Genomic DNA, 19,153 nt, shown 5'->3' on the forward strand with positions numbered 1-19,153 from the left:
ATCCTTGCGCGCCTTCAGGGCAGAGGAGGGCGGCATGCTCGATCCGGATCAGGCGCGCGTCGTGGCCCACGGCAGCGGCCCGGCGGTGGTGCTCGCCGGCGCGGGGGCCGGCAAGACCCGCTGTACCACCGAGCGGGCCCGCCGCCGGCTGCTGGAGGACGGCGTCCCGGCCGAGGCCATGGTGTTGCTCACCTTCACCAACAAGGCCGCCGGCGAAATGCGCGAGCGTCTGGCGGCGCGCCTGAACGGTGCCGTGCCGCCACCGTGGATCGGCACCTTCCACAGCTTTGGCAGCCGCCTGCTCCGCACCCACGGCGAGGCCATCGGCGTGCCGCCCAACGCCACGCTGATGGACGCCGAGGACAGCCGGCGCATGCTCGACACCTTGCTGGCCGGCCCTTTCTCCGACCCCGAGCGGCGCCGGCGGGCGCTGTCGCTGCAGGAGGCGCTGAGCGCCGCGGGTCTGGATCTGACCGACGACGCCGACCTGGAACCCGCCCGGGACCTCTGTGATGCTGCGGGCTTCGGGCCCGTGGCGGCCGCGCGGCTGCTGCAGCGCCTGCGGCGCTACGACCGCGAGAAGCGCCAGGCGGCGATGCTGGATTTCGCCGATCTCATCCTGCTGCCGGCCCGGCTCCTGCGCCGCGATCCGGCGCTCTGCGCGCGGCTCACGGGTGCCCTGCGCGACATCACCGTAGACGAGGCCCAGGACACCGACGGCGCACAGTTCCGCCTGCTGCGTCTGCTCACGCCCCAGGACCGCACCGTGGTGCTGGTGGGGGACGATGATCAGGCGATCTACGAGTGGCGGCACGCGCGGCCGCAGAACCTGCGGGACTTCATCGCCGCCGAGGCGCCGGCCGTCTACCGCCTGGAGCGCAACTATCGCTCCGCGCCGGCCATCGTCACCGGCGGCGTCGCCCTGGTGCGCCATAACCTGGAGCGCCTCGAGAAGCACCCCTATGCGGTGCGCCCTGCGGCGGAGGAGACGGTCCGGCTGCGACTGTGGGGTGATGCCGAGGGCATGGCCGAGGGCGTGGCGGCCACGTTGCAGGACGCCCTGGACGCCGGCACACCGGCGGACGAGCTGGCCGTGCTCTACCGCAAGAACCGTCTGGCCCGCCCGCTCGAGGCGGCGCTGCTGCGGCGGGGGCTGCCCTACCGGGTCAAGGCCGGTATGGATCTGCTGGCCCACGCCGACGTGCGCATGATGCTCGCTGCCGGCCGGCTTGCCGCCAATCGGCGGGACATGCGGGCCCTCGCGCGCCTGGCGGACCTGGTGCCGGGCCTCGGTGCCCGGGGCGTAGGCCGCCTGCTGGACGCCGGCGGCGATCCGCTGGCGCAGGGTGGGCGGCTGTCACCGAAGGGTGCGGCCGGAGTGGCCGACCTGGCCCGCGCCATTGACGCCCTGTCCCGGCAGGGGCCGGCAGGGCTCGAGAGCTGGTGCCTGCAGACGCCGCTGGTGCGCGACTGGCTGGAGCGCCGCATCCGCGCCGCCGCGGGCGGACGCAAGGCGGAGGCGCCGGCCGTGGAGCGCGGCTGGCGCCCGGTACGGGCGCGGCTCGCCGCGATTCAGCGCGCCATGCAGCGGCGCCTGCAGGGGCTGCCCGCCGCCAGCGGCGATGCGGAACGCTGGTCCGCGGCCCTGGAGATCGCCGCCACCGGCACCGAGGAGGCGGAGCCCGAGTCCGGGCGCATTACGCTGAGCACCATCCATGGGGCCAAGGGCCTGGAGTGGGGCCGGGTGCACCTGTTCGGCTTCAGCGAGGGGCTGCTGCCCATGGCCCGCGACGGCGTCGTGGAGAACCTGGCCGAGGAGCGCCGGCTCGCCTACGTTGCCGTTACCCGCGCGCGGGACGCCCTCATGCTGCACCATGCCGACCGGGTGGATACGGGGGATGGCCAGGGGGTGCGGAGCGTTGCCGTCTCTCCCTTCGTCGAGGAGATCCGCCGCGGCCAGCCGGTGGTGGAGGAGGACCGCCGCCCTGGTGCCGAGCTGCCCGCCGACGCGGGGGCGACGGACTGGCTCGCCGCCATGCGAGCGGGCCTTGGGAGTCCCTGAGGGTCCTTCCAGCGTGTCCCGGGAGAACGGCCCGCGCATCGCCCTGCCGCCGCACGCGATGAGCCGGCAGCATCGCGGATACGCGCGTGTCGCTACCGGGTCTTCACGCTGTCGGGTGGGGGGATCCCGCGGCCGGGGTTGACGCCACCGCGCTTTGAGCGCTTTACTGCGGCCATGCTGTGGAACCCTCGCCACCTGCCGAACGCCCTCCGCCTGCCGCTGCTCCTGTCCGGCGGGCTGCTGCTGCGCCGCGCGCGCAGCTGATCCACACCCCCCCAAACCGCTGAGCCTTGAGATGCACCGCCGACCCGGCGGAGCCAACCCGTGACCGGACAGGAGCCCGGTGATGCGAACCAACCCAGTTCCCCTTCTTCGACTGCCCAGCGGCTGCCGGGCCTTGCGCGGGCCATAGCCCGCCCGGCAGCCGACGCGCCGAACGCTCAACAGGCATAGCGAAGAAAGGGCAACACCATGCTTCAGGATCCATCGCGAAAATACCGCCCGTACCGCCCGGTTCAGCTCGCCGACCGCAGCTGGCCGGATCAGCTCATCACCCGTCCACCGGTGTGGATGAGCACCGATCTGCGCGACGGCAACCAGGCGCTGTTCGAGCCCATGGACGCCGAGCGCAAGCTCGAGCTGTTCCGCATGCTCACCGAGGTGGGGCTGCGGGAGATCGAGGTGGGCTTTCCGTCGGCCTCGCAGACGGACTACGACTTCGTGCGCCGGCTGATCGACGAGGACCGCATCCCCGAGGGCGTGTGGATCGAGGTGCTTACCCAGGCGCGCCCGGAGCTGATTCAGCGCACCATGGAGGCGGTGAGCGATGCGCCGCGGGTGATCGTGCACGTCTACAACGCCACGTCACCGGTGTTTCGCGAGGTGGTCTTCGGTCAGGACCGGGACGGCGTAATGGCCATGGCCGTGCGTGGCGCGCGCCAGATCCGCGAGCTCGCCGAGGCCAACCCGCAGACCGAGTGGCGCTTCCAGTACAGCCCGGAGACCTTCAGCACGACGGAGCTGGACTTTGCCAGGGACATAGTCGATGCCGTGACCGAGGTCTGGGAGGCAGGCCCGGAGCGGCCGGTGATCATCAACCTCCCCGCTACCGTTGAGATGTCCACGCCCAACGTCTTCGCGGATCAGATCGAGTGGATGCACCGCAACCTCTCGAGGCGTGACGGCATCGTGCTGAGCGTCCACCCGCACAACGACCGCGGCACCGCGGTGGCCGCGGCGGAGCTCGCGCTGATGGCCGGCGCGGACCGGGTGGAGGGGTGCCTGTTCGGCAACGGCGAGCGCACCGGTAACGTGGACCTGGTGACGCTGGCGCTGAACCTCTACACCCACGGCGTGCATCCGGGGCTCGACTTCTCGCGCATCAACGACGTCGTGCGCACGGTGGAAAACTGCACCCGCATCGCCGTGCACCCGCGCCATCCCTATGTCGGCGATCTGGTGTTCACGGCGTTCTCGGGGTCCCATCAGGACGCCATCCGCAAGGGCTTCGCGGTGCAGCAGGAGGACGGCCCCTGGCAGGTGCCCTACCTCACCATCGACCCGCGGGATCTCGGGCGCACCTATGAATCCGTGATCCGGGTGAACAGCCAGTCCGGCAAGGGCGGCATCGCCTACCTGATGGAGCGCGAGTACGGGCTCGCCATGCCGCGGCGGCTGCAGGTGGAGTTCAGCCAGGTGGTCCAGGCCTGGACCGACGACACCGGCAAGGAGGTCCGCGCCGAGGAGCTCTGGCGCATCTTCGAGCAGGAGTATCTCGTGCTCGAGGAGCCGGTGGACTACCTCGGGCACAGCCTCTTCGACGTCGAGGACCGCCAGGGCATCCGCCTGCGAGTACGCGAGCAGGGCCGCGAGGAGACGCTGACCGGCGTTGGCAACGGCCCCATCGACGCGCTGCTCGCCGCCCTGGATGCGGATGTCCGCGTCCAGCACTACGAGGAGCACTCCATGGGCCGCGGCTCGGATGCCCGCGCCGTCTGCTTCATGGAGCTCTCCGCGGATGGGGTCCCCGGCGACGTCTACGGTGTCGGCATTCATCCGAACATCGTGACGGCGTCCATCCGCGCCGTGATCAGCGGCATCAACCGCATCTGGGCCCGCCTCCCGGCCGACCGCCGCGAGGCCCTGTTCCGGGCCGGCGAACGTTTCGGCTAGGAGTGTCTGCGCCCGCAGCCGTGAATCGGCGAGATGTGCGGGCTAGTGGAGGGCCGCTCTAAACACAACGACACAACGGGCACAACGATTCACAACGAAATCCTCCTCTCTTCGTTGTGTACCGTTGTGCTCGTTGTGTCGTTGTGTTGGGTGTCGGCGCCTTTTGGCGTGCCACCGTCAGCTTCGCTCCAGCTCGCTCAGAGCCTCCAGGAAGGCCTCGCCGTAGCGTTCGAGCTTGTGCTCGCCGACGCCCGGCAGGGCGGCGAACTCCTGCAGGGTGCGCGGGCGCTCGTGGAGCATGGCGAGCAGGGTGGCATCGTGGAAGATGACGTAGGGCGGCACGCCTTCCTCTTCGGCGATGGCGCGGCGCTTGCTGCGCAGGGCGGCCCAGGCCGCCGAGTCCACGGCGATGTCCTCGGGGCGTACCTTCGCGGCCCGCTCGCTGCGCACCTTGCGGGCCGCGGGGAGGTCCCGGCGCAGCTGCAGGGTGGCCTCGCCCCGGAGGAGCGGCCGGCAGCCCCGGGCGAGGCGCAGGCCGCCGTGGCCCTCCGGGTCCGCCTCCAGATAGCCCCCGGCCAGTAGCTGGCGCAGCACCGACTGCCAGGTGCCCTTGTCGTGCCCGGTGCCGATGCCGAAAGTACTCAGCCGGTCGTGGCCAAGGCGCTGGATGCGCTCGCTGGTGCGACCGAGGAGCACGTCTACCACGTGCGCGGCGCCGAAACGCTGGCCGGTGCGGTAGACGCAGGAGAGCGCCATGCGGGCGGCCTCGGTGGCGTCCCAGGTCTCGGGGGGCTGCTCGCAGTTGTCGCAGCGCCCGCAGCCGCCCGGATGGGACTCGCCGAAGTGGCCGAGCAGCACCGGGCGCCGGCAGCCGGTGGCCTCGCAGTAGCCGAGCAGGGCCTCCAGGCGCTGGCGCTCCTGACGCTTGTGCGCCTCCGGGGCCTCGGAGGCGGCGATCATCTGGCGCAGGCGGTAGATGTCCTGCAGGCCGTAGATGAGCCAGGCCTCGGCCGGCAGGCCGTCGCGCCCGGCGCGGCCCGTTTCCTGGTAATAGGCCTCGAGGGTCTTCGGCAGATCCAGGTGGGCGACGAAGCGGACGTCCGGCTTGTCGATGCCCATGCCGAAGGCCACCGTCGCCACCACCACCAGCCCCTCCTCGCGCAGGAAGCGCTCCTGATGGCGCCGCCGGGTGGCGGCGTCGAGGCCGGCGTGATAGGGCACGGCGGGGATGTCGTGGCCGGCAAGGAAATCCGCGATCTGCTCGGTGGCCTTGCGCGACATGCAGTAGACGATGCCGGAGGCGCCGGCGTGGCGTTCGCGGATGAAGCGCAGCAGCTGATCCCGGGCGCGGTCCTTCAGCCCCACGCGATAGGTGAGGTTCGGGCGGTCGAAGCTCGCGATGAATACCGCCGCGTCCGCGGGCAGCAGCTGCCGGCGGATCTCCTCGCGGGTGCGCTCGTCGGCGGTGGCGGTGAGCGCCATGCGGGGCACGCCGGGGAAGCGTTCCCCGAGCACGCCGAGCTGCAGATACTCCGGGCGGAAGTCGTGCCCCCACTGGGAGACGCAATGGGCCTCGTCGATGGCGAAGAGCGCGATGGGCAGCCGTGCCAGCCGCTCGAGGAAGCTGTCCGACAGCAGCCGCTCCGGGGCGACGTAAAGCAGGTCCAGCTCGCCGGCGTCCAGGGCACGCTCCGTGGCCCGGCGCTCCGCCGGATCGAGTCCGGAGTTCAGGGCCGCGGCGCGCACGCCATTGTGGCGCAGGGCCTCCACCTGATCCTGCATGAGCGCGATCAGGGGCGAGACCACCACCGCCACGCCGGGGCGCAGCAGCGCGGGAATCTGGTAGCAGAGGGACTTGCCACCGCCGGTGGGCATGAGGACCAGGGCGTCGCGCCCGGCGCAGACCGTGTCGATGATCTCTCGCTGCCGGCCGCGGAAACTGCTGTAGCCGAAGACGGACTGGAGGGTGCTTTCAGCGGTAGGCGGGCTGGCGGCGGTCGACAGATCCGTGTCGGGAGTGACAGCCATCGGGCACTGGGTCTCTGGCGGCGGACAATACGGGATTGTCCGCCTCCCGCAAGCAGGCGGCAACCCGCCCCCGGGCGCGAGGCGCCCGGGGGTGGCGGCGGTTACTCGCTGACCTGGCGCTGGACCTCGCGTTCCAGCTCGAGCTCCATCACCACGCGGCGGTTGGGCGCCAGGCACTCGATCAGTGCCTCACGGCCCAGGTCGTCCTCGCAGGTGACGACGGGGTCGTTCTCGCCACGACCGACGGCCTCGATCTCCACGCCGTCGGTTTCCGGGCGGCTCTCCAGGTAGGACGCCACGGACTCGGCCCGCTGCCGGGACAGTCGCTGGTTGTCCTCCGCGCTGCCGATGCGGTCGGTGTGCCCGATGACGCGCACCCGCTGCAGCCGCCAGTCCCCGCCGGCCTCGGCCAGGCCTTCCCGAATGGCGTTGCGGCCATCGCGGGTCAGGCGCGCCGAGCCAAACTCGAACAGGGCTCTGGAGTCGAGCTCAAGCTCCTGCACGCGGGTAACGGTCTCCGGCTCGTCCTCCATGGCATCGCTGTCGGCGGCCGGCTCCGGCTCTGGCTCCGGCTCCGGCATGGCGTCGCCGCAAGCCTCGATCGGGCCGGAATCCGTGCCTGGCTCACGCCAGCATTCGCCGGCCTCGTTGGTCCAGGGCTGGCCCTGGGGATTGGTCCAGGGGGCATTCACCTCGCTCTGGGCGGCGGCGATGCCGCTGGCCCCGAGCAGGGCGAGAGCGCTGAGTGTTGCTGCGAGTCGCATAGTTTTCTCCTAGGTCATTGGCCCGCGTGGGGCACTGCGCCGATCGGCCGAGCCGGCCGCTAATCCGGACGGCAGGCCGCCCACGCAGGCTGGGAGCATGGCATATTTCGACGGCCGCGGTGGAGACCCGCGGGCGGTCCAGCTCGACTGCCGGGCGGGTGCAGGGCGCCGCGTGGCAACATTGAAGGCGGGTGTGGAACAGCCGGGAGCGCGAACGTGGAAGCGGGCATGCAGGCAGCAATCGAAGAGGCGCGTCAGGGCCTCGCCGAGGGCGGTGTACCGATCGGCTCGGCCCTGGTATACGGCGAGCGGATTATCGGCCGAGGCCACAACCGCCGCCGGCAACGGGGCAGCGTGGTCCTGCACGGCGAGATGGACGCGCTGGAGAACGCCGGCCGCCAGCCCGCTTCCGTCTATCGGCACAGTGTGCTCTACACAACGCTCTCGCCATGCCCCATGTGCAGCGGGGCGATCCTGCTCTACGGCATCCCCCGGGTCGTGATCGGCGAGAACCGCACTTTCCTCGGCGAGGAGGCCCTGCTGCGCGAGCGCGGCGTGGCGGTGGAGGTGCTGGACCTCGACGAGTGCGTCGAGCTGATGCGTCGCTTCATCGCGGACTCCCCAGAGGTCTGGAACGAGGATATCGGCGAGTAGGGGTGGCGGCGGTCGTGCCGCTGCGGGGAACCGCTAAGGGCAATTGCGAATGGCGGGCTGCCGGCCCGCGGGGCACTCTCCCGGCGTTCCCTGGCCGTGGCCGTCGGTTCGCTGCCGGTGGCCAGGCCTTCCACGCCAATCCGATGTTGGGCAGCGCCGCTGGCGTCTGCCGGGAGGTTGAACCATGAAGCGCATTCCACGACCCCGCATCCTCATGGCCCTGGCGGTCCTTCTCGCCGTGGGCGGCGGCCTGCTGCTGTACAACCCGCTCGGGCAGTCCGGGGGCCAGGCCATCGCCGCGGGCGAGTCCGGCCCGGTGTTCGTCGCGGACGGCTACGCCATCCGTGGCTATGATCCGGTGGCCTACTTCACCGAGGGCGAACCCGTGGCGGGCAGCCCGCAGTTCGAGGCCGAGTGGAACGGCGCCACCTGGCGCTTCGCCTCGGCGGAGCACCGCGAGCGGTTCCTGGCCGACCCGGAGGCCTACGCGCCGGCCTACGGCGGGTTCTGCGCCTGGGCGGTGGCGGAAAAGGGCGAGCTTTACTCCATCGATCCCCATGCGTGGAAGATCGTGGATGGCCGGCTCTACCTGAATTACAGTGAGTCCATTCAGCGCCGCTGGGAGCAGGACATCCCGGGGTTCATCGAGCTCGGTGACCGGCGCTGGCCCGAGATCGTGGAGGGATCCTGATCCCATCGCGGCCCTGGCCTGCCACTGCGCGCAACAGGGAGCCCGGAGCCTGGAGCAGACCACCGACAACGAGGCCCGGATCCGTGCCGCATGGCAGGCCAACGGCGAGCCATGGACGGAAGCCGTGCGCGGCGGCTGCATCGCCAGCCGCCGGCAGGCGACGGATGCCGCCATCCTGTCGGCCGTCCAGGCGCTTGCGCCCCGATCGGTGCTGGACATCGGCTGCGGTGAGGGCTGGCTCGCCCGGGCCCTCGCGGCGAAGGGCATCGATGTCACCGGGATCGACGGCAGTGCGGAGCTGGTAGCGGCGGCGCGCGCCGCCGGCGGCGGGACGTTTCACCGTGTTGACTACGAGCACCTGGGCGCGCCCGGGGGCTTGCCCCTGGCGGAGCCGGGATCCTTCGATGTGGCGGTCTGCAACTTCTCGCTGCTCGGCAAGGCATCGACGGCCTCGGTGATCGAGGCGGTGCCCCGGTGGCTCGCGCCAAAGGGTTATCTGGTGATCCAGACGCTGCATCCGCTGGCCTGCGCGGACGGCGCCTATCGAGACGGCTGGCGCGAGGGTTCCTGGGCGGGGCTCGGCGAGGGGTTCGGTGAGCCGGCCCCCTGGTACTTCCGGACCTTCGAGGGCTGGAGCGGGCTGTTCGGGAGCGCGGACTTCGTCATCGAGGACCTTCTCGAGCCGCGGCTGCCCGGTACCGATACGCCGGCTTCGGTGCTTTTCGTGCTCTCGCGCAAGGTGTGATCCATGAGCCAGGACAACGGGGCGCCGATTCACAGCGGAGGCTGCCTTTGCGGTGGCGTCCGCTATGAGCTCGACGCGCCCATCGAGGGGATCTCGCTCTGCCACTGCCGCCAGTGCCGCAAGGCCTCCGGCTCGGCGTTCGTTGCGGTGGCGGTGGTGAATACGGCGGCGCTTCGCATCACCGCCGGCGAGGGGCTGCTGACGGCATACCGCGCCACGCCCGGGAAGCAGCGTGTCTTCTGCAGCCGCTGCGGGAGCCCCTTCTTCAGTGCCCGTGACGGGCAGCCCGAGGTGCGCCGGCTGCGGATCGGCACCCTGGATACGCCACTCGGCGAGGTCGCCAAGGTGCACGCGTTCACTGCCGACTGTGCGGACTGGGACGAAATCCTCGACGAGCATCCGCGGTTTCCCGGTTTTGCCCGCTGAGACCTGACCGTACTTCCGAAACGATCAGTGAGTATCCGGGAGGGCTGCCGGCCGGCCGCCTGATCCGCTAAGGTAGTGAGGTCCGACCTCACGGGTGCCATCATGCCGCCGGAAACCGCCAGCCAGACCGCGCCGCCCACCACGCCCGCCGCCTTCGGCACCGTGTTCTGCGACTGGATGACCGTCGCCCGTTATCGCGGCGGGCAGTGGTCAGGACCGGCGGTGGAGGCCGTCGCGCCGCTTGCGCTCCATCCGGGCGCCCACGTACTGCACTACGGCAGCAGCTGCTTCGAGGGGCTCAAGGCCTTTCGCATGCCGGATGGCCAGGTGCGCCTGTTCCGCGCCGACCGCCACGCCGAGCGGCTGCGGCGCAGCGCCGAGCTGCTCTGCCTGCCGCTGCCGCCGGTCGAGGTGGTGGAGGGCATGATCCGCGAGGCCGTCGCCGCCAACCGCGACGATACCCCGCATCCCCCGGGTGCGCTCTACCTGCGGCCGACGCTCATCGGTACCGAGGCCAACATCGGTGCGGCGGGCGCGCCGCCCGCGGAGGCGCTGCTGTACATCCTCGCCTCTCCGGTGGGGGACTACTTCAGCGGCGGCGGCCGGCCGCTCACCGTGCTCATCGAGGAGCACGGCATGCGCAGCACTCCCGGCTTCGGGCAGGCGAAGACCGGCGGCAACTACGCCTCCGCCATGCGCCATGTGGTGGCTGCGCGGCGCGAGCACGGCGCCGATCAGGTGCTGTTCTGCCCGGGCGGCGATGTCCAGGAGACCGGCGCCTCCAACTTCCTGCTCATCGACGACCGCCGGGTGCTCACCAAGCCGCTGGACGGCTCGTTCCTGCACGGCGTGACGCGGGATTCCATCCTCACTCTGGCCGCCGATCTCGGCTACGAGGTGGTGGAGCGGGACTTCAGCGTCGACGAGCTGCTGGCCTGGACGGCCTTCGGCGAGGCGGCCCTCTCGGGTACCGCCGCGGTCCTGACCGGTGTCGGCGAGCTGATTCGTGACGGTCGCCGCCACAGCGTCGGCGATGGCAGCATCGGGCCCAACACACGGCGGCTGCGCCAGGCGCTGACCGACATCCAGGCCGGCGCCGCGGAGGACCGCTTCGGCTGGCTGAGCTGAGACGGAGACTGCCGTGCAGGCCCTCGCGGATGCCGTGCTGCTGCTCCACCTCGCAGTGGTGCTGTTCGTGGTGAGCGGCCCGCCGCTGATCGCCCTCGGCAACCGGTGGGGCTGGCAGTGGGTTAACCGGCCGGCCTACCGGGTGGCGCATCTCCTCCTGATCGCCGTCGTCGTGGCCCAGGCGTGGCTAGGGGCGCTCTGCCCGCTGACGACGCTGGAGGTCTGGCTACGCCGGCAGGGCGGCGGCGCCGGCTATGAGGGCAGCTTCATACAGCAGGGGGTCCGGGCGCTGATCTACCACGAGGCGCCGATGTGGGTGTTCGCCGTGGTCTATACCGTCTTCGCCGGGATCGTGGTGCTGTTGTGGTGGCGATATCCGCCGACTCGCGGCCGGAGTGGGCGCCAGAGCCTGCGGCGACCTCTCTCCCAGCCTCGCTGATCACCGACAGGACCCGCCGGTCTGTCGTACCGATCCGCGTCCGCAGCCGCGAACCGGTGAGACATCCGGTCTGGCCGGGCTCGTGAGTAGACTGTCGGCTCTGCGGCACGCCGGCATGACCGACACGCGAACAGGGTCTTTCCTGCCGGCTGCGTCGACCGTGTGGATGCAAGGGATATGAGAGGGCAGTGACGGCGCTCCGCGAGTTCTACGGCATGGTCTGGCATGCCTTCCGCAATCTCCTGCCCATCATCCTGGTCGTAGGCTTTTTCCAGTTCGTGGTGATGCGGGAAGTGCCGGAGGGCTGGCTGACCATGACCCTCGGGCTGGGCGTGGTCGTGCTGGGCGTGGCGCTGTTCCTTCAGGGCCTGGAGCTCGGCATCTTCCCGGTGGGGAAGAACCTCTCCAACGAGTTCGCCCGGCGAGGTTCGCTGATCCTGCTGATGGCCTTCGGATTCTGTCTCGGCTTCGCCGCGGTGATCGCCGAGCCGGCACTGATCGCCGTGGCCGGGCAGGCGGAGGTCATCAGCGAGGGCCGCGTGAACGGCCTCGTGCTGCGCGCGCTGGTGGCGACCTCCGTGGGCGCGGTGACTGCGCTCGGGATCGTGCGCATCGTGCTCGGCCACAGCCTGCACTGGTACATGATCGTCGGCTACGTGCTGGTGGTAGCGGTGACCTTCTTCGCGCCGGAGGAGATCGTGGGCCTTGCCTATGACTCCGGGGGCGTGACCACCAACATCGTCACCGTACCGCTCATCGCGGCCCTCGGCATTGGTCTCGCCACCTCCATCCGCGGCCGCAACGCGCTGATTCACGGCTTCGGTCTGGTGGCGCTGGCGGTGATGGTGCCGATGATCTCGGTGCAGCTCTACGGGATTGCCGTGTACACCTTCGGCGACCCCGGGGCGGCGGCAGCCACGGGTGGGGCGGTCATCGCGCCGGAGGACAGTGCGCCCGCGGAGCCGGAGGCCGGGAGCCTGCTGCGTGGCATGGGCGCGGACCTTCTTGGCATGGTCCGGGACGTGCTGCCCATCATCGTCGTGGTGCTGGTGTTCCAGTACCTCGTGATCCGCAAGCGCATCGCCCACCTGCACCGGGCGATGGTCGGCTTCGTGCTGGTGATTGTCGGCCTCTATGCCTTCGTGCTGGGGCTCAAGCTCGGGCTGTTCCCCATCGGCCAGAGCATGGCGGCGCAGCTTATCGCCCGGGACGGCGTGGCGCTGGTCTACCTGTTCGCGTTCGCCATCGGCTTCGCCACCACCATGGCGGAGCCGGCGCTGATCGCCATCGGCGAGCAGGCTGAAGACGCCGCTCGCGGGCGGCTGCGGGGCAGTGTCATCCGGATGCTGGTGGCGCTCGGCGTGGCCATTGGCATCACCATCGGCGTGCACCGGATCATCTCCGGAGACTCCATTCACTACTACATCATGGGCGGTTACGCGGTGGTGATCCTGCTGACCTGGCTTGCGCCGCGCTTCATCGTGCCGCTCGCCTTCGACCTTGGCGGAGTGACCACCTCCGAGGTCACCGTGCCGCTGGTCACCGCGCTGGGTATCGGTCTCGCCAGCGCGATCGAGGGGCGCAACGTGCTTGTCGACGGCTTCGGCCTGATCGCCTTCGCGTCCATTTTCCCGATCATTACCGTCATGCTCTACGCTATCGTCGCGGATCTCGTCGTTCGGGCGAGAGGAGTGCAGGAATCATGAAGTTTGCAGCGCTCGTGGCCGTGCTTGCCGAGGACATGGAGGACGCCGCCATCGACGCCGCCAGGAACGCGGGCGCCGGCGGCGTGACCATACTCGGTGGGCGCGGCATCGGCATCGAGGAGAAGAAGACCTTCTTTGGTCTCACCTATGAGGGCAGCCAGTCGGTGCTGCTGTTCGTGCTGGAGAAGAAGCTCTCGGTACGCGTGCTGAAGGCGCTGACCCGCGACCTCGACCTGCAGAACGGCAGCAAGGGCGTCGTGTTCACCCTGCCGCTGGAGCATCTCGCCGGTATCGACCTGCAGCAGCTGGAGCGATTCGAATCGCAGCTGGAGCGCGAGATCTGACAAGGGGAGCCAGCATGCTCGTCAAGGACATCATGAAGACCGACGTGGTGACCATCTCGCCCCTGGCCTCGCTGCGCGAGGCCATGCAGCTGATGCGCAGCCGCGACGTCAAATCCCTGGTGGTCGAGAAGCGTGGGCCGCACGATGCCTACGGGCTGGTCACCTACACCACGATCCTGCGCACGATTGTGGCGGAGGAGGGCGACATCGACCTCATCAACGTCTACGACGTCTGCTCCAAGCCCGCGATCTCCGTCCATCCGGAGCTGGACGTGCGCCATGTGGCGCGACTGATGGTCAACCAGAGCTTCCGCCGGGTGCTGGTGCTCCGGGACAACGAGCTCGCCGGCATTCTGACCCGTAACGATATCGTCGCCTCAGTACTGGAGATGGCGGAGGATTAGCCCCCATATCTCACCGATTCACGCCTGGGGGTTGGATCCATCGCCACACCGGTGCTGGCATCAGCCTCGCCGGCGTTTCTCGGCGTACATGGCGCCATCGCCGATCCGGATCAGGGTCTCGCGGTCTTCGCCGTCCTCCGGATAGAGGGCGAGCCCGATGCTGCCCCTGATGGCGGCCTCCCGGCCCTCGCCGATGGCGCATGGCGCCTCCAGGGCGGCGTGGATCTTCTTCCGCATGCGCTCGGCGGCCTCGCGTCCGTCGATGTTGTTGAGCACCAGCACGAACTCGTCGCCCCCGACGCGGCTGACCGTATCCGCCTCGCGCACGCAGCCCGTAAGGCGGCGCGCCACCTCCTGCAGCAGGCGGTCCCCGGCTTCGTGGCCCCAGCGGTCGTTGATCTGCTTGAAGCCGTCAAGGTCCAGGTACACCACGGCGACCTGCTCCTCGTAACGATGGGCCCAGCGCAGGGCCACTTCCAGGCGGTCCTGCAGCATCCAGCGGTTGGGCAGGCCGGTGAGCGGATCGTGGCGGGCGGCATGCTCCAGCCAGGCCTGGGCGCGCTGGTGCTCGATGGCGGCGGCCAGCTGCAGCGAGACGAACTGCAGCAGCTCCAGATCCTGGCGGCTGTAGCGCAGGGGCCGGCTGCCGGAGTGCATCACCAGCGCCCCCATCACCCCATCCGCCATCGGCAACGGCACGCCGAGCCAGGCCTGCGCATCAACATTGGCCAGCTGGAGGCCGTTGGCGCCGGTACTGCCGCCGTCCTCGTCCGGTATCCAGATCGGCTCCCCGGTACGGATGACCTGGGTGCTGACCAGATGCGCCTCCAGGGGCTGCGGCGGCGGTGTCGGCCGCTCGGGATCCTGCCAGTAGGGGTAGGTGACCCGCTGGGTCTCGGGCTCGTAGAGCGCCACCGTAAAGTGGCTCGCCGGCAGCAGGTCCGCCAGAATGCGGTGCAGGCGTTGGTACAGTGTGTCCAGACCCTCGGCCTGGTGACTCGCCGCGGAAATCTGGTAGAGCGCGTTCTGCATCCGCTCGGCGTGACGGATCTCGGTCACATCCCGGGCCACCCCGATCCGCAGCCCCGCCTCCTCGGACCAGCGGGCCGACCACATCACATGGACCAGTCGCCCGTCCTTGTGCACGTAGCGGTTCTCGAAATGGGGCAGCGGCTGCCCCGCCATGACCTGGCGCGCCGCGTCCATCGTCCTGGAACGGTCTTCCTCGAAGACGAAATCCATCATCTTCCGGCCGAGCATCTCCTCCGGCGGGTAACCGAATACCTGCTCGGCCGCCGCACTGACGAAGACGAACCGGCCCTGCGCGTCGACGGCGCATACGGCATCGAGCAGCAAGTCCAGAACCTGTTCGAGGGGGATGGGCAGGTCGTTCGTCATCAGCAAAGGCAGCCGCGTGGTTTCCCGCGTTTTAGCACGGTATTACGGGTGCCGCCTCGAACCGAAAGTCGGCCCGGGCTGTCGCAGGGGGTGTGGGCCGGGCAGGGGTTCCGGGCCTCGTCGTTGAATGACACCGAAAACAATCCCTGGAGCATCGCCATGAAACGTATTCAGCGGATCGCCGTCGCTCTTCTGCTCGGCACCACCACCGGCGTATGGGCCGCCGACGGCCTGGTCAGGGTGCAGAGCCCTCATGGACCCAGGCAAACCATGGACCGCTTCGAGACCATCGTCGAGGAGCAGGGGCTCAACGTATTCGCAAGGATCGACCACGCCGAGGGAGCCGAGAGCGTGGACATGGACCTGCGGCCCACGGAAGTGCTGATCTTCGGCAACCCGAGGGGCGGGACGCCGTTCATGCAGTGCGCCCAGTCCGTGGGCATCGACCTGCCGCTGAAGGCGCTGGTCTGGGAAGACGAGGACGGCCAGACCTGGCTCGGCTACAACGACCCGGCCTGGATCGCCCAGCGCCACGACGCTGCCGACTGCCCGCCGGTGGAGAACATCAGCGAGGCGCTGGAGAAGCTGAGCGCGGCGGCGGTCGCGGAGTAGGCGGACCGGCAGGCCATTCCCCGCGGCGGCCGCTGCGGACTCACCGCGCAGCCTCCAACCGCGGAACGGGCTTCGACAGTACGCTCCCCCAGGGCACGCCGCGGCGGGCCAGCGCCTTCGGCTGCCCACCCGCCGCCCCGGCGATCCTCATGCGAGGACGTGCGCCGGTTCCCGCTACCGTGACGGCGCCATGCTCTGCCGCTAGACTCGGCAGGGGTGACGCTCCCGGCCGTGCCCGTGCCGGGATCCTGCGGACGGGATGAGGGCAGCGCAATGGATCGCCGGCCAGGCTCAGGATGCAGCATCCCGCCATTCGAACCGAACGCCCGCTGCACGGGCGCCGCTTGCCCCGCTCTGCCTGACCACGCCCACAGCCTTTCGCCGCAGACGCGACACTTCCGTAACGCGCAACCCGCTCCCGTACATCCGCTCTGCGAGCAGCCGTATATCCCCTCGCATGCAGGCGAGCACCCGAAGCACCTCGGCATGCGAGAGCACCACCGGAAGCCGGCGTGTGCGCCGTGCGCGCGTGACCGCCCCGATGTTGCCGATCGGCTGCTCCAGCACGCGGCGATACAGAAAGACAATGGCGTTCAGCGCCTGGTTCTGCGTCGCCGCCGCCACGTGCCGTTCGACAGCCAAGTGCTCGAGGAAGGACCTTACCTCGCGCGCGTCCATGGCGGCAGGATGCTGAAGCCCGTGAAAGCGGATGAAGTAGCGGATCCAGTAGCAGTAGGACTTCTCGGTGCGGCGGCTGTAGCGCTTGGTCCGGAGTGTGCGCCGAACACGCTCCATAAGACGGGGCTTGCGTTGCGAGTCCATTCGCCTACCTCCGTGCATACTGTATATAAGTACAGTTTCAAGCGAGCCGCGTCAACGTGCCGGCGTGATATCCAGGCACGCAAGACACGCTGGGAGCGAAAACCACATGGGATCGGGGAGTTGGCGCGGTCCGTGCCGCAACGGCACCAGAGATATCACGCCGGCACAGCTACTCGATATCGGCGCCGGCGAGCCAATCACTGTTAGAAGGGGCACATGGACAACGCATTCCGACATCTACATATGCCAGGCGAACTAGCATGCGAATTCATGGCGGTTTTCGCGAGGATGGAGTATGCGCTGAAGGCGACGCGATTTGCCGTGGGGAACGGAGGAATCGTGTCTGCCTCGTGGGATAGATTTGCCAATGAAGCTGATGAACTCTTCCATGCTGAATCAAGGGAAGACCTGAGGGACGCGGTCGAGTATCTCTGGGAGAGCCCGCCCCGCAAGCAGGTTCTCACTGAGAACAACGGAGTCAAGTTTTGTGATTTTGTGATTGATCCACAACAACGAGAACTCCAGCAACTCCTTCTGATGATAAGAACGGTGCGCAACAATCTATTCCATGGGGGGAAGCATCTACCGGATGGTGAGATGGAGCCTGGTCGTAATGAGGCGCTAGTACGTTCATCGCTCGTCGTACTAAGAACGTGTGCTCAGCTCGTGGAGGATGTGCGAGAGAGCTATGAACGGTAACCCTTCTAACAACAGCTTCAACTCGGACCGGCTTTTCCGCTGGCGCTCCAAAGCCGCCCGGTTAAGCTGAGCGTTAGGCGTCTATTGCTATGGCGGAAATTGAGAACCCCAAATTTAATAAGAACCACTCGCTCGATCTGAAGCCAATGCGGCTCGACGTGTATCGCCTCGCGTGCCAGTTTGAAGGTAGCGGTCCTTTGTCGGACGAAAGGGAAGATCTATCGGTCGATATGCATCAGGCGCTAAAGGACTTGGAGAAAGAATTCTTCTGTGATGAGGCGAGTCGGATTCTGCTTCAATCCGCAACCATCATACGCATGCTCGATGACGAGTCGGAGGCGGATTCCGACGAAAAAAATCCGTTCTTCTGCGGATTCCTACAAACGGCCGACAAGGAAGAGAGGCTTTCGCTTCGTGAGGCTTGTAATAAAATCATTCATGCCCGAAAAATAAACTTCGATCAGTCGCTTGAGGAAGGCACGCAGGGCTGCTTCGGCCCATACGTCTACCTCTACGGAACCCGTAGTCGTACAGATTGGAAAGCAACGCTATACATTCGCCAGTTCCTTGCTTATGCGGGCCAATTGCTCCGCGCGCGCAGCTTGGCGGAGTTTCTCGAATGGGAGAAGCGATATGGGTGTGCCTAACCAAGGCTTTCAGCCGACCTCGTACCTTGGCGGCTGAAGCCGCACGTTAGCCGTTGAAGAAAGCTTGAGGATCACTGATGAGCAAATCAGGAGGATATGTAGTTAGGTTGTCTCCCGATCGAAAGGATGCGTTTGAGCACAATCCTTACGACACTTTTGGTGAGCCGGTTCAAGAGTTCTCTCATAGTCGAAATGTCCCGTTGGCTTGCTTCGTCATAGATAGCTCAAATAAATTAACAGATATCGCTCTCGGCAAACGAGGTACGAGAGCTGGTACCGATATGCGCAGATTGAATCTGCATGATATATACACCCTAAAATCACCTGTGGATATCGATGACATAGAAAAAAGGGTTCCTAATAAACTCAAAAAAAAGGTCTCAGAGAAAATTGCATTTGGAGGATTGCTCCCGCCTAAAAGCTTCGAAAGCTTTCTCAATATTGTCAGTTCGCTTGCGCCTGATTCCTCACGCATTCTGTCCAGATTCAGTGAGGCTAGGTATAGGCGTATACAGAATCTCTCAAGTCAAGTGCGGGCGACCCTGGCCGAACAAAAAGAAGCTGTTGCGACGGCATTAACGATCGCAGGCATTGGTCGGGATGAGATCTACGGTTGGGATGTTAATGATAAGGGAACAACCACCTCATTCCTCGATGGTTTAGAACAAGTAAGGCTTCGTGAAGATCCTATGGTAGTTAATGATTTAAATAGCTTGCCAGGGTATGAAGCCATTCGACACACAAGTCATGCATTGGTTGTTTTCGAGAATACACAATCAAAACTGACAGTGGTATTAGCCAACCGGCTTCCTTTGGAGAAACAACTGGGCGTCGATCTGATCTACTACAACGAAACATTTTCATGCTTTCTCATGGTTCAGTATAAAGCGATGGAGGAGGAAGGTGGACAAGCCGTATATAGATTTCCAAATCAGCAGCTTTCAGACGAAATAGATCGCATGAGGTTGGTGTTAAGTGAGCTTCGTAAGGTTGGTCCCAATGCCGAAGCTGACGGCTTTAGATTGTCAGAAAATCCGTTCTTTCTAAAAATCTGCCCGAGGCTAGTGTTTGATCCAGATAATATCGGGCTGGTGAAAGGCATGTATCTCCCGCTCGACTATTGGGACCTTCTTTCAGAGCATCCAACGACGGTTGGTCCGAAAGGGGGGAAACGCCTTTCGTATAATAATGTCCGCCGATATTTTGATAATACCGAGTTTGTCACGATTGCCTCCGGTGGGTGGGTCGGTACAACAATTGCGCAATCTAAGCATTTGGAATCAGCTATAAGAAGTACATTAAAGTCAGGTCGAGCAGTTGTCTTTGCCGTAAATATACAAACGGACCGCAGGCATCGCCGAAATCGCTAACAAGGCGCTCGTTCGGACGCAAACTGCGCTGCGCTTCGTTTC

The 19,153-nt window shown here is 67.0% G+C and carries 19 protein-coding genes; 15 read left to right on the top strand and 4 right to left on the bottom strand.

What is annotated here, in order from left to right; translation table 11 throughout:
• Positions 1-34 precede the first annotated feature (34 nt).
• Together LMH63_RS09870 and leuA are read left to right on the top strand one after the other, a co-directional pair.
• Complete coding sequence (locus LMH63_RS09870; RefSeq protein ID WP_109677495.1) at positions 35-2,062, top strand: ATP-dependent helicase; 2,028 nt, start codon at positions 35-37, stop codon at positions 2,060-2,062.
• A 471-nt stretch (positions 2,063-2,533) separates the two neighbouring features.
• Positions 2,534-4,234: a 2-isopropylmalate synthase gene (gene leuA / locus LMH63_RS09875; RefSeq protein ID WP_109677497.1), complete on the top strand. Its 1,701-nt coding sequence runs from the start codon at positions 2,534-2,536 to the stop codon at positions 4,232-4,234.
• Between the two features lie 177 nt (positions 4,235-4,411).
• Here the strand turns inward: leuA and recQ are convergent, their stop codons facing one another.
• Positions 4,412-6,262 carry a DNA helicase RecQ gene (gene recQ, locus LMH63_RS09880; RefSeq protein WP_109677499.1) on the bottom strand — a complete coding sequence of 617 codons (1,851 nt, stop codon included), beginning with the start codon at positions 6,260-6,262 and terminating at the stop codon, positions 4,412-4,414.
• Positions 6,263-6,363: 101 nt separating this feature from the next.
• The gene (locus LMH63_RS09885; RefSeq protein ID WP_109677501.1) at positions 6,364-7,026 is read right to left on the bottom strand and encodes an OmpA family protein; all 663 of its coding nucleotides are present in this window, start codon (positions 7,024-7,026) and stop codon (positions 6,364-6,366) included.
• 216 nt (positions 7,027-7,242) lie between these two features.
• Between LMH63_RS09885 and LMH63_RS09890 the strand changes: the two genes are divergently transcribed.
• The 9 genes from LMH63_RS09890 to LMH63_RS09930 all read left to right on the top strand — a co-directional run bounded on the left by LMH63_RS09890 (position 7,243) and on the right by LMH63_RS09930 (position 13,563).
• The gene (locus LMH63_RS09890; protein ID WP_109677503.1) at positions 7,243-7,680 is read left to right on the top strand and encodes a nucleoside deaminase; all 438 of its coding nucleotides are present in this window, start codon (positions 7,243-7,245) and stop codon (positions 7,678-7,680) included.
• A gap of 184 nt (positions 7,681-7,864) precedes the next feature.
• Positions 7,865-8,371: a YHS domain-containing (seleno)protein gene (locus LMH63_RS09895; RefSeq protein WP_109677505.1), complete on the top strand. Its 507-nt coding sequence runs from the start codon at positions 7,865-7,867 to the stop codon at positions 8,369-8,371.
• A gap of 124 nt (positions 8,372-8,495) precedes the next feature.
• Positions 8,496-9,116 (top strand): class I SAM-dependent methyltransferase, encoded by a 621-nt coding sequence (locus LMH63_RS09900; protein WP_229332552.1) that lies wholly within the window; start codon positions 8,496-8,498, stop codon positions 9,114-9,116.
• 3 nt (positions 9,117-9,119) lie between these two features.
• Entirely contained in the window at positions 9,120-9,542 is a 423-nt protein-coding gene (locus tag LMH63_RS09905; protein WP_199225619.1) for a GFA family protein, read from the top strand.
• A gap of 102 nt (positions 9,543-9,644) precedes the next feature.
• A complete protein-coding gene (locus LMH63_RS09910) occupies positions 9,645-10,670 on the top strand; it encodes a branched-chain amino acid aminotransferase (RefSeq protein WP_109677687.1) in 1,026 nt (341 codons plus the stop codon).
• A gap of 13 nt (positions 10,671-10,683) precedes the next feature.
• Positions 10,684-11,109: a DUF2784 domain-containing protein gene (locus tag LMH63_RS09915; protein ID WP_109677507.1), complete on the top strand. Its 426-nt coding sequence runs from the start codon at positions 10,684-10,686 to the stop codon at positions 11,107-11,109.
• Between the two features lie 215 nt (positions 11,110-11,324).
• On the top strand, positions 11,325-12,815 hold the full coding sequence (locus tag LMH63_RS09920) for a DUF1538 domain-containing protein (RefSeq protein WP_199225625.1): 1,491 nt from the start codon (positions 11,325-11,327) through the stop codon (positions 12,813-12,815).
• Complete coding sequence (locus LMH63_RS09925) at positions 12,812-13,159, top strand: transcriptional regulator (protein ID WP_109677511.1); 348 nt, start codon at positions 12,812-12,814, stop codon at positions 13,157-13,159. The genes LMH63_RS09920 and LMH63_RS09925 overlap by 4 nt, the downstream gene beginning before the upstream one ends.
• Before the next feature lie 14 nt (positions 13,160-13,173).
• A complete protein-coding gene (locus tag LMH63_RS09930) occupies positions 13,174-13,563 on the top strand; it encodes a CBS domain-containing protein (protein WP_109677513.1) in 390 nt (129 codons plus the stop codon).
• Positions 13,564-13,623: 60 nt separating this feature from the next.
• Here the strand turns inward: LMH63_RS09930 and LMH63_RS09935 are convergent, their stop codons facing one another.
• Complete coding sequence (locus LMH63_RS09935; protein ID WP_109677515.1) at positions 13,624-14,961, bottom strand: sensor domain-containing protein; 1,338 nt, start codon at positions 14,959-14,961, stop codon at positions 13,624-13,626.
• A 159-nt stretch (positions 14,962-15,120) separates the two neighbouring features.
• Between LMH63_RS09935 and LMH63_RS09940 the strand changes: the two genes are divergently transcribed.
• A complete protein-coding gene (locus LMH63_RS09940) occupies positions 15,121-15,573 on the top strand; it encodes a DUF302 domain-containing protein (RefSeq protein WP_109677517.1) in 453 nt (150 codons plus the stop codon).
• A 291-nt stretch (positions 15,574-15,864) separates the two neighbouring features.
• On the opposite strand, the gene LMH63_RS09945 is transcribed toward LMH63_RS09940, so the two are convergent.
• A complete protein-coding gene (locus LMH63_RS09945) occupies positions 15,865-16,395 on the bottom strand; it encodes a phage integrase N-terminal SAM-like domain-containing protein (RefSeq protein WP_229332553.1) in 531 nt (176 codons plus the stop codon).
• A gap of 216 nt (positions 16,396-16,611) precedes the next feature.
• Between LMH63_RS09945 and LMH63_RS09950 the strand changes: the two genes are divergently transcribed.
• The 3 genes from LMH63_RS09950 to LMH63_RS09960 all read left to right on the top strand — a co-directional run bounded on the left by LMH63_RS09950 (position 16,612) and on the right by LMH63_RS09960 (position 19,111).
• Positions 16,612-17,094 (top strand): hypothetical protein, encoded by a 483-nt coding sequence (locus LMH63_RS09950; protein ID WP_146205182.1) that lies wholly within the window; start codon positions 16,612-16,614, stop codon positions 17,092-17,094.
• A gap of 89 nt (positions 17,095-17,183) precedes the next feature.
• Positions 17,184-17,741, top strand: a complete 558-nt coding sequence (locus LMH63_RS09955) for a hypothetical protein (protein ID WP_146205183.1) — start codon at positions 17,184-17,186, stop codon at positions 17,739-17,741.
• Between the two features lie 77 nt (positions 17,742-17,818).
• Positions 17,819-19,111, top strand: a complete 1,293-nt coding sequence (locus LMH63_RS09960) for a hypothetical protein (RefSeq protein ID WP_199225620.1) — start codon at positions 17,819-17,821, stop codon at positions 19,109-19,111.
• Positions 19,112-19,153: the final 42 nt, after the last annotated feature.

This window comes from Spiribacter halobius, assembly GCF_020883455.1.
Taxonomy (GTDB): Bacteria; Pseudomonadota; Gammaproteobacteria; order Nitrococcales; family Nitrococcaceae; genus Sediminicurvatus; species Sediminicurvatus halobius.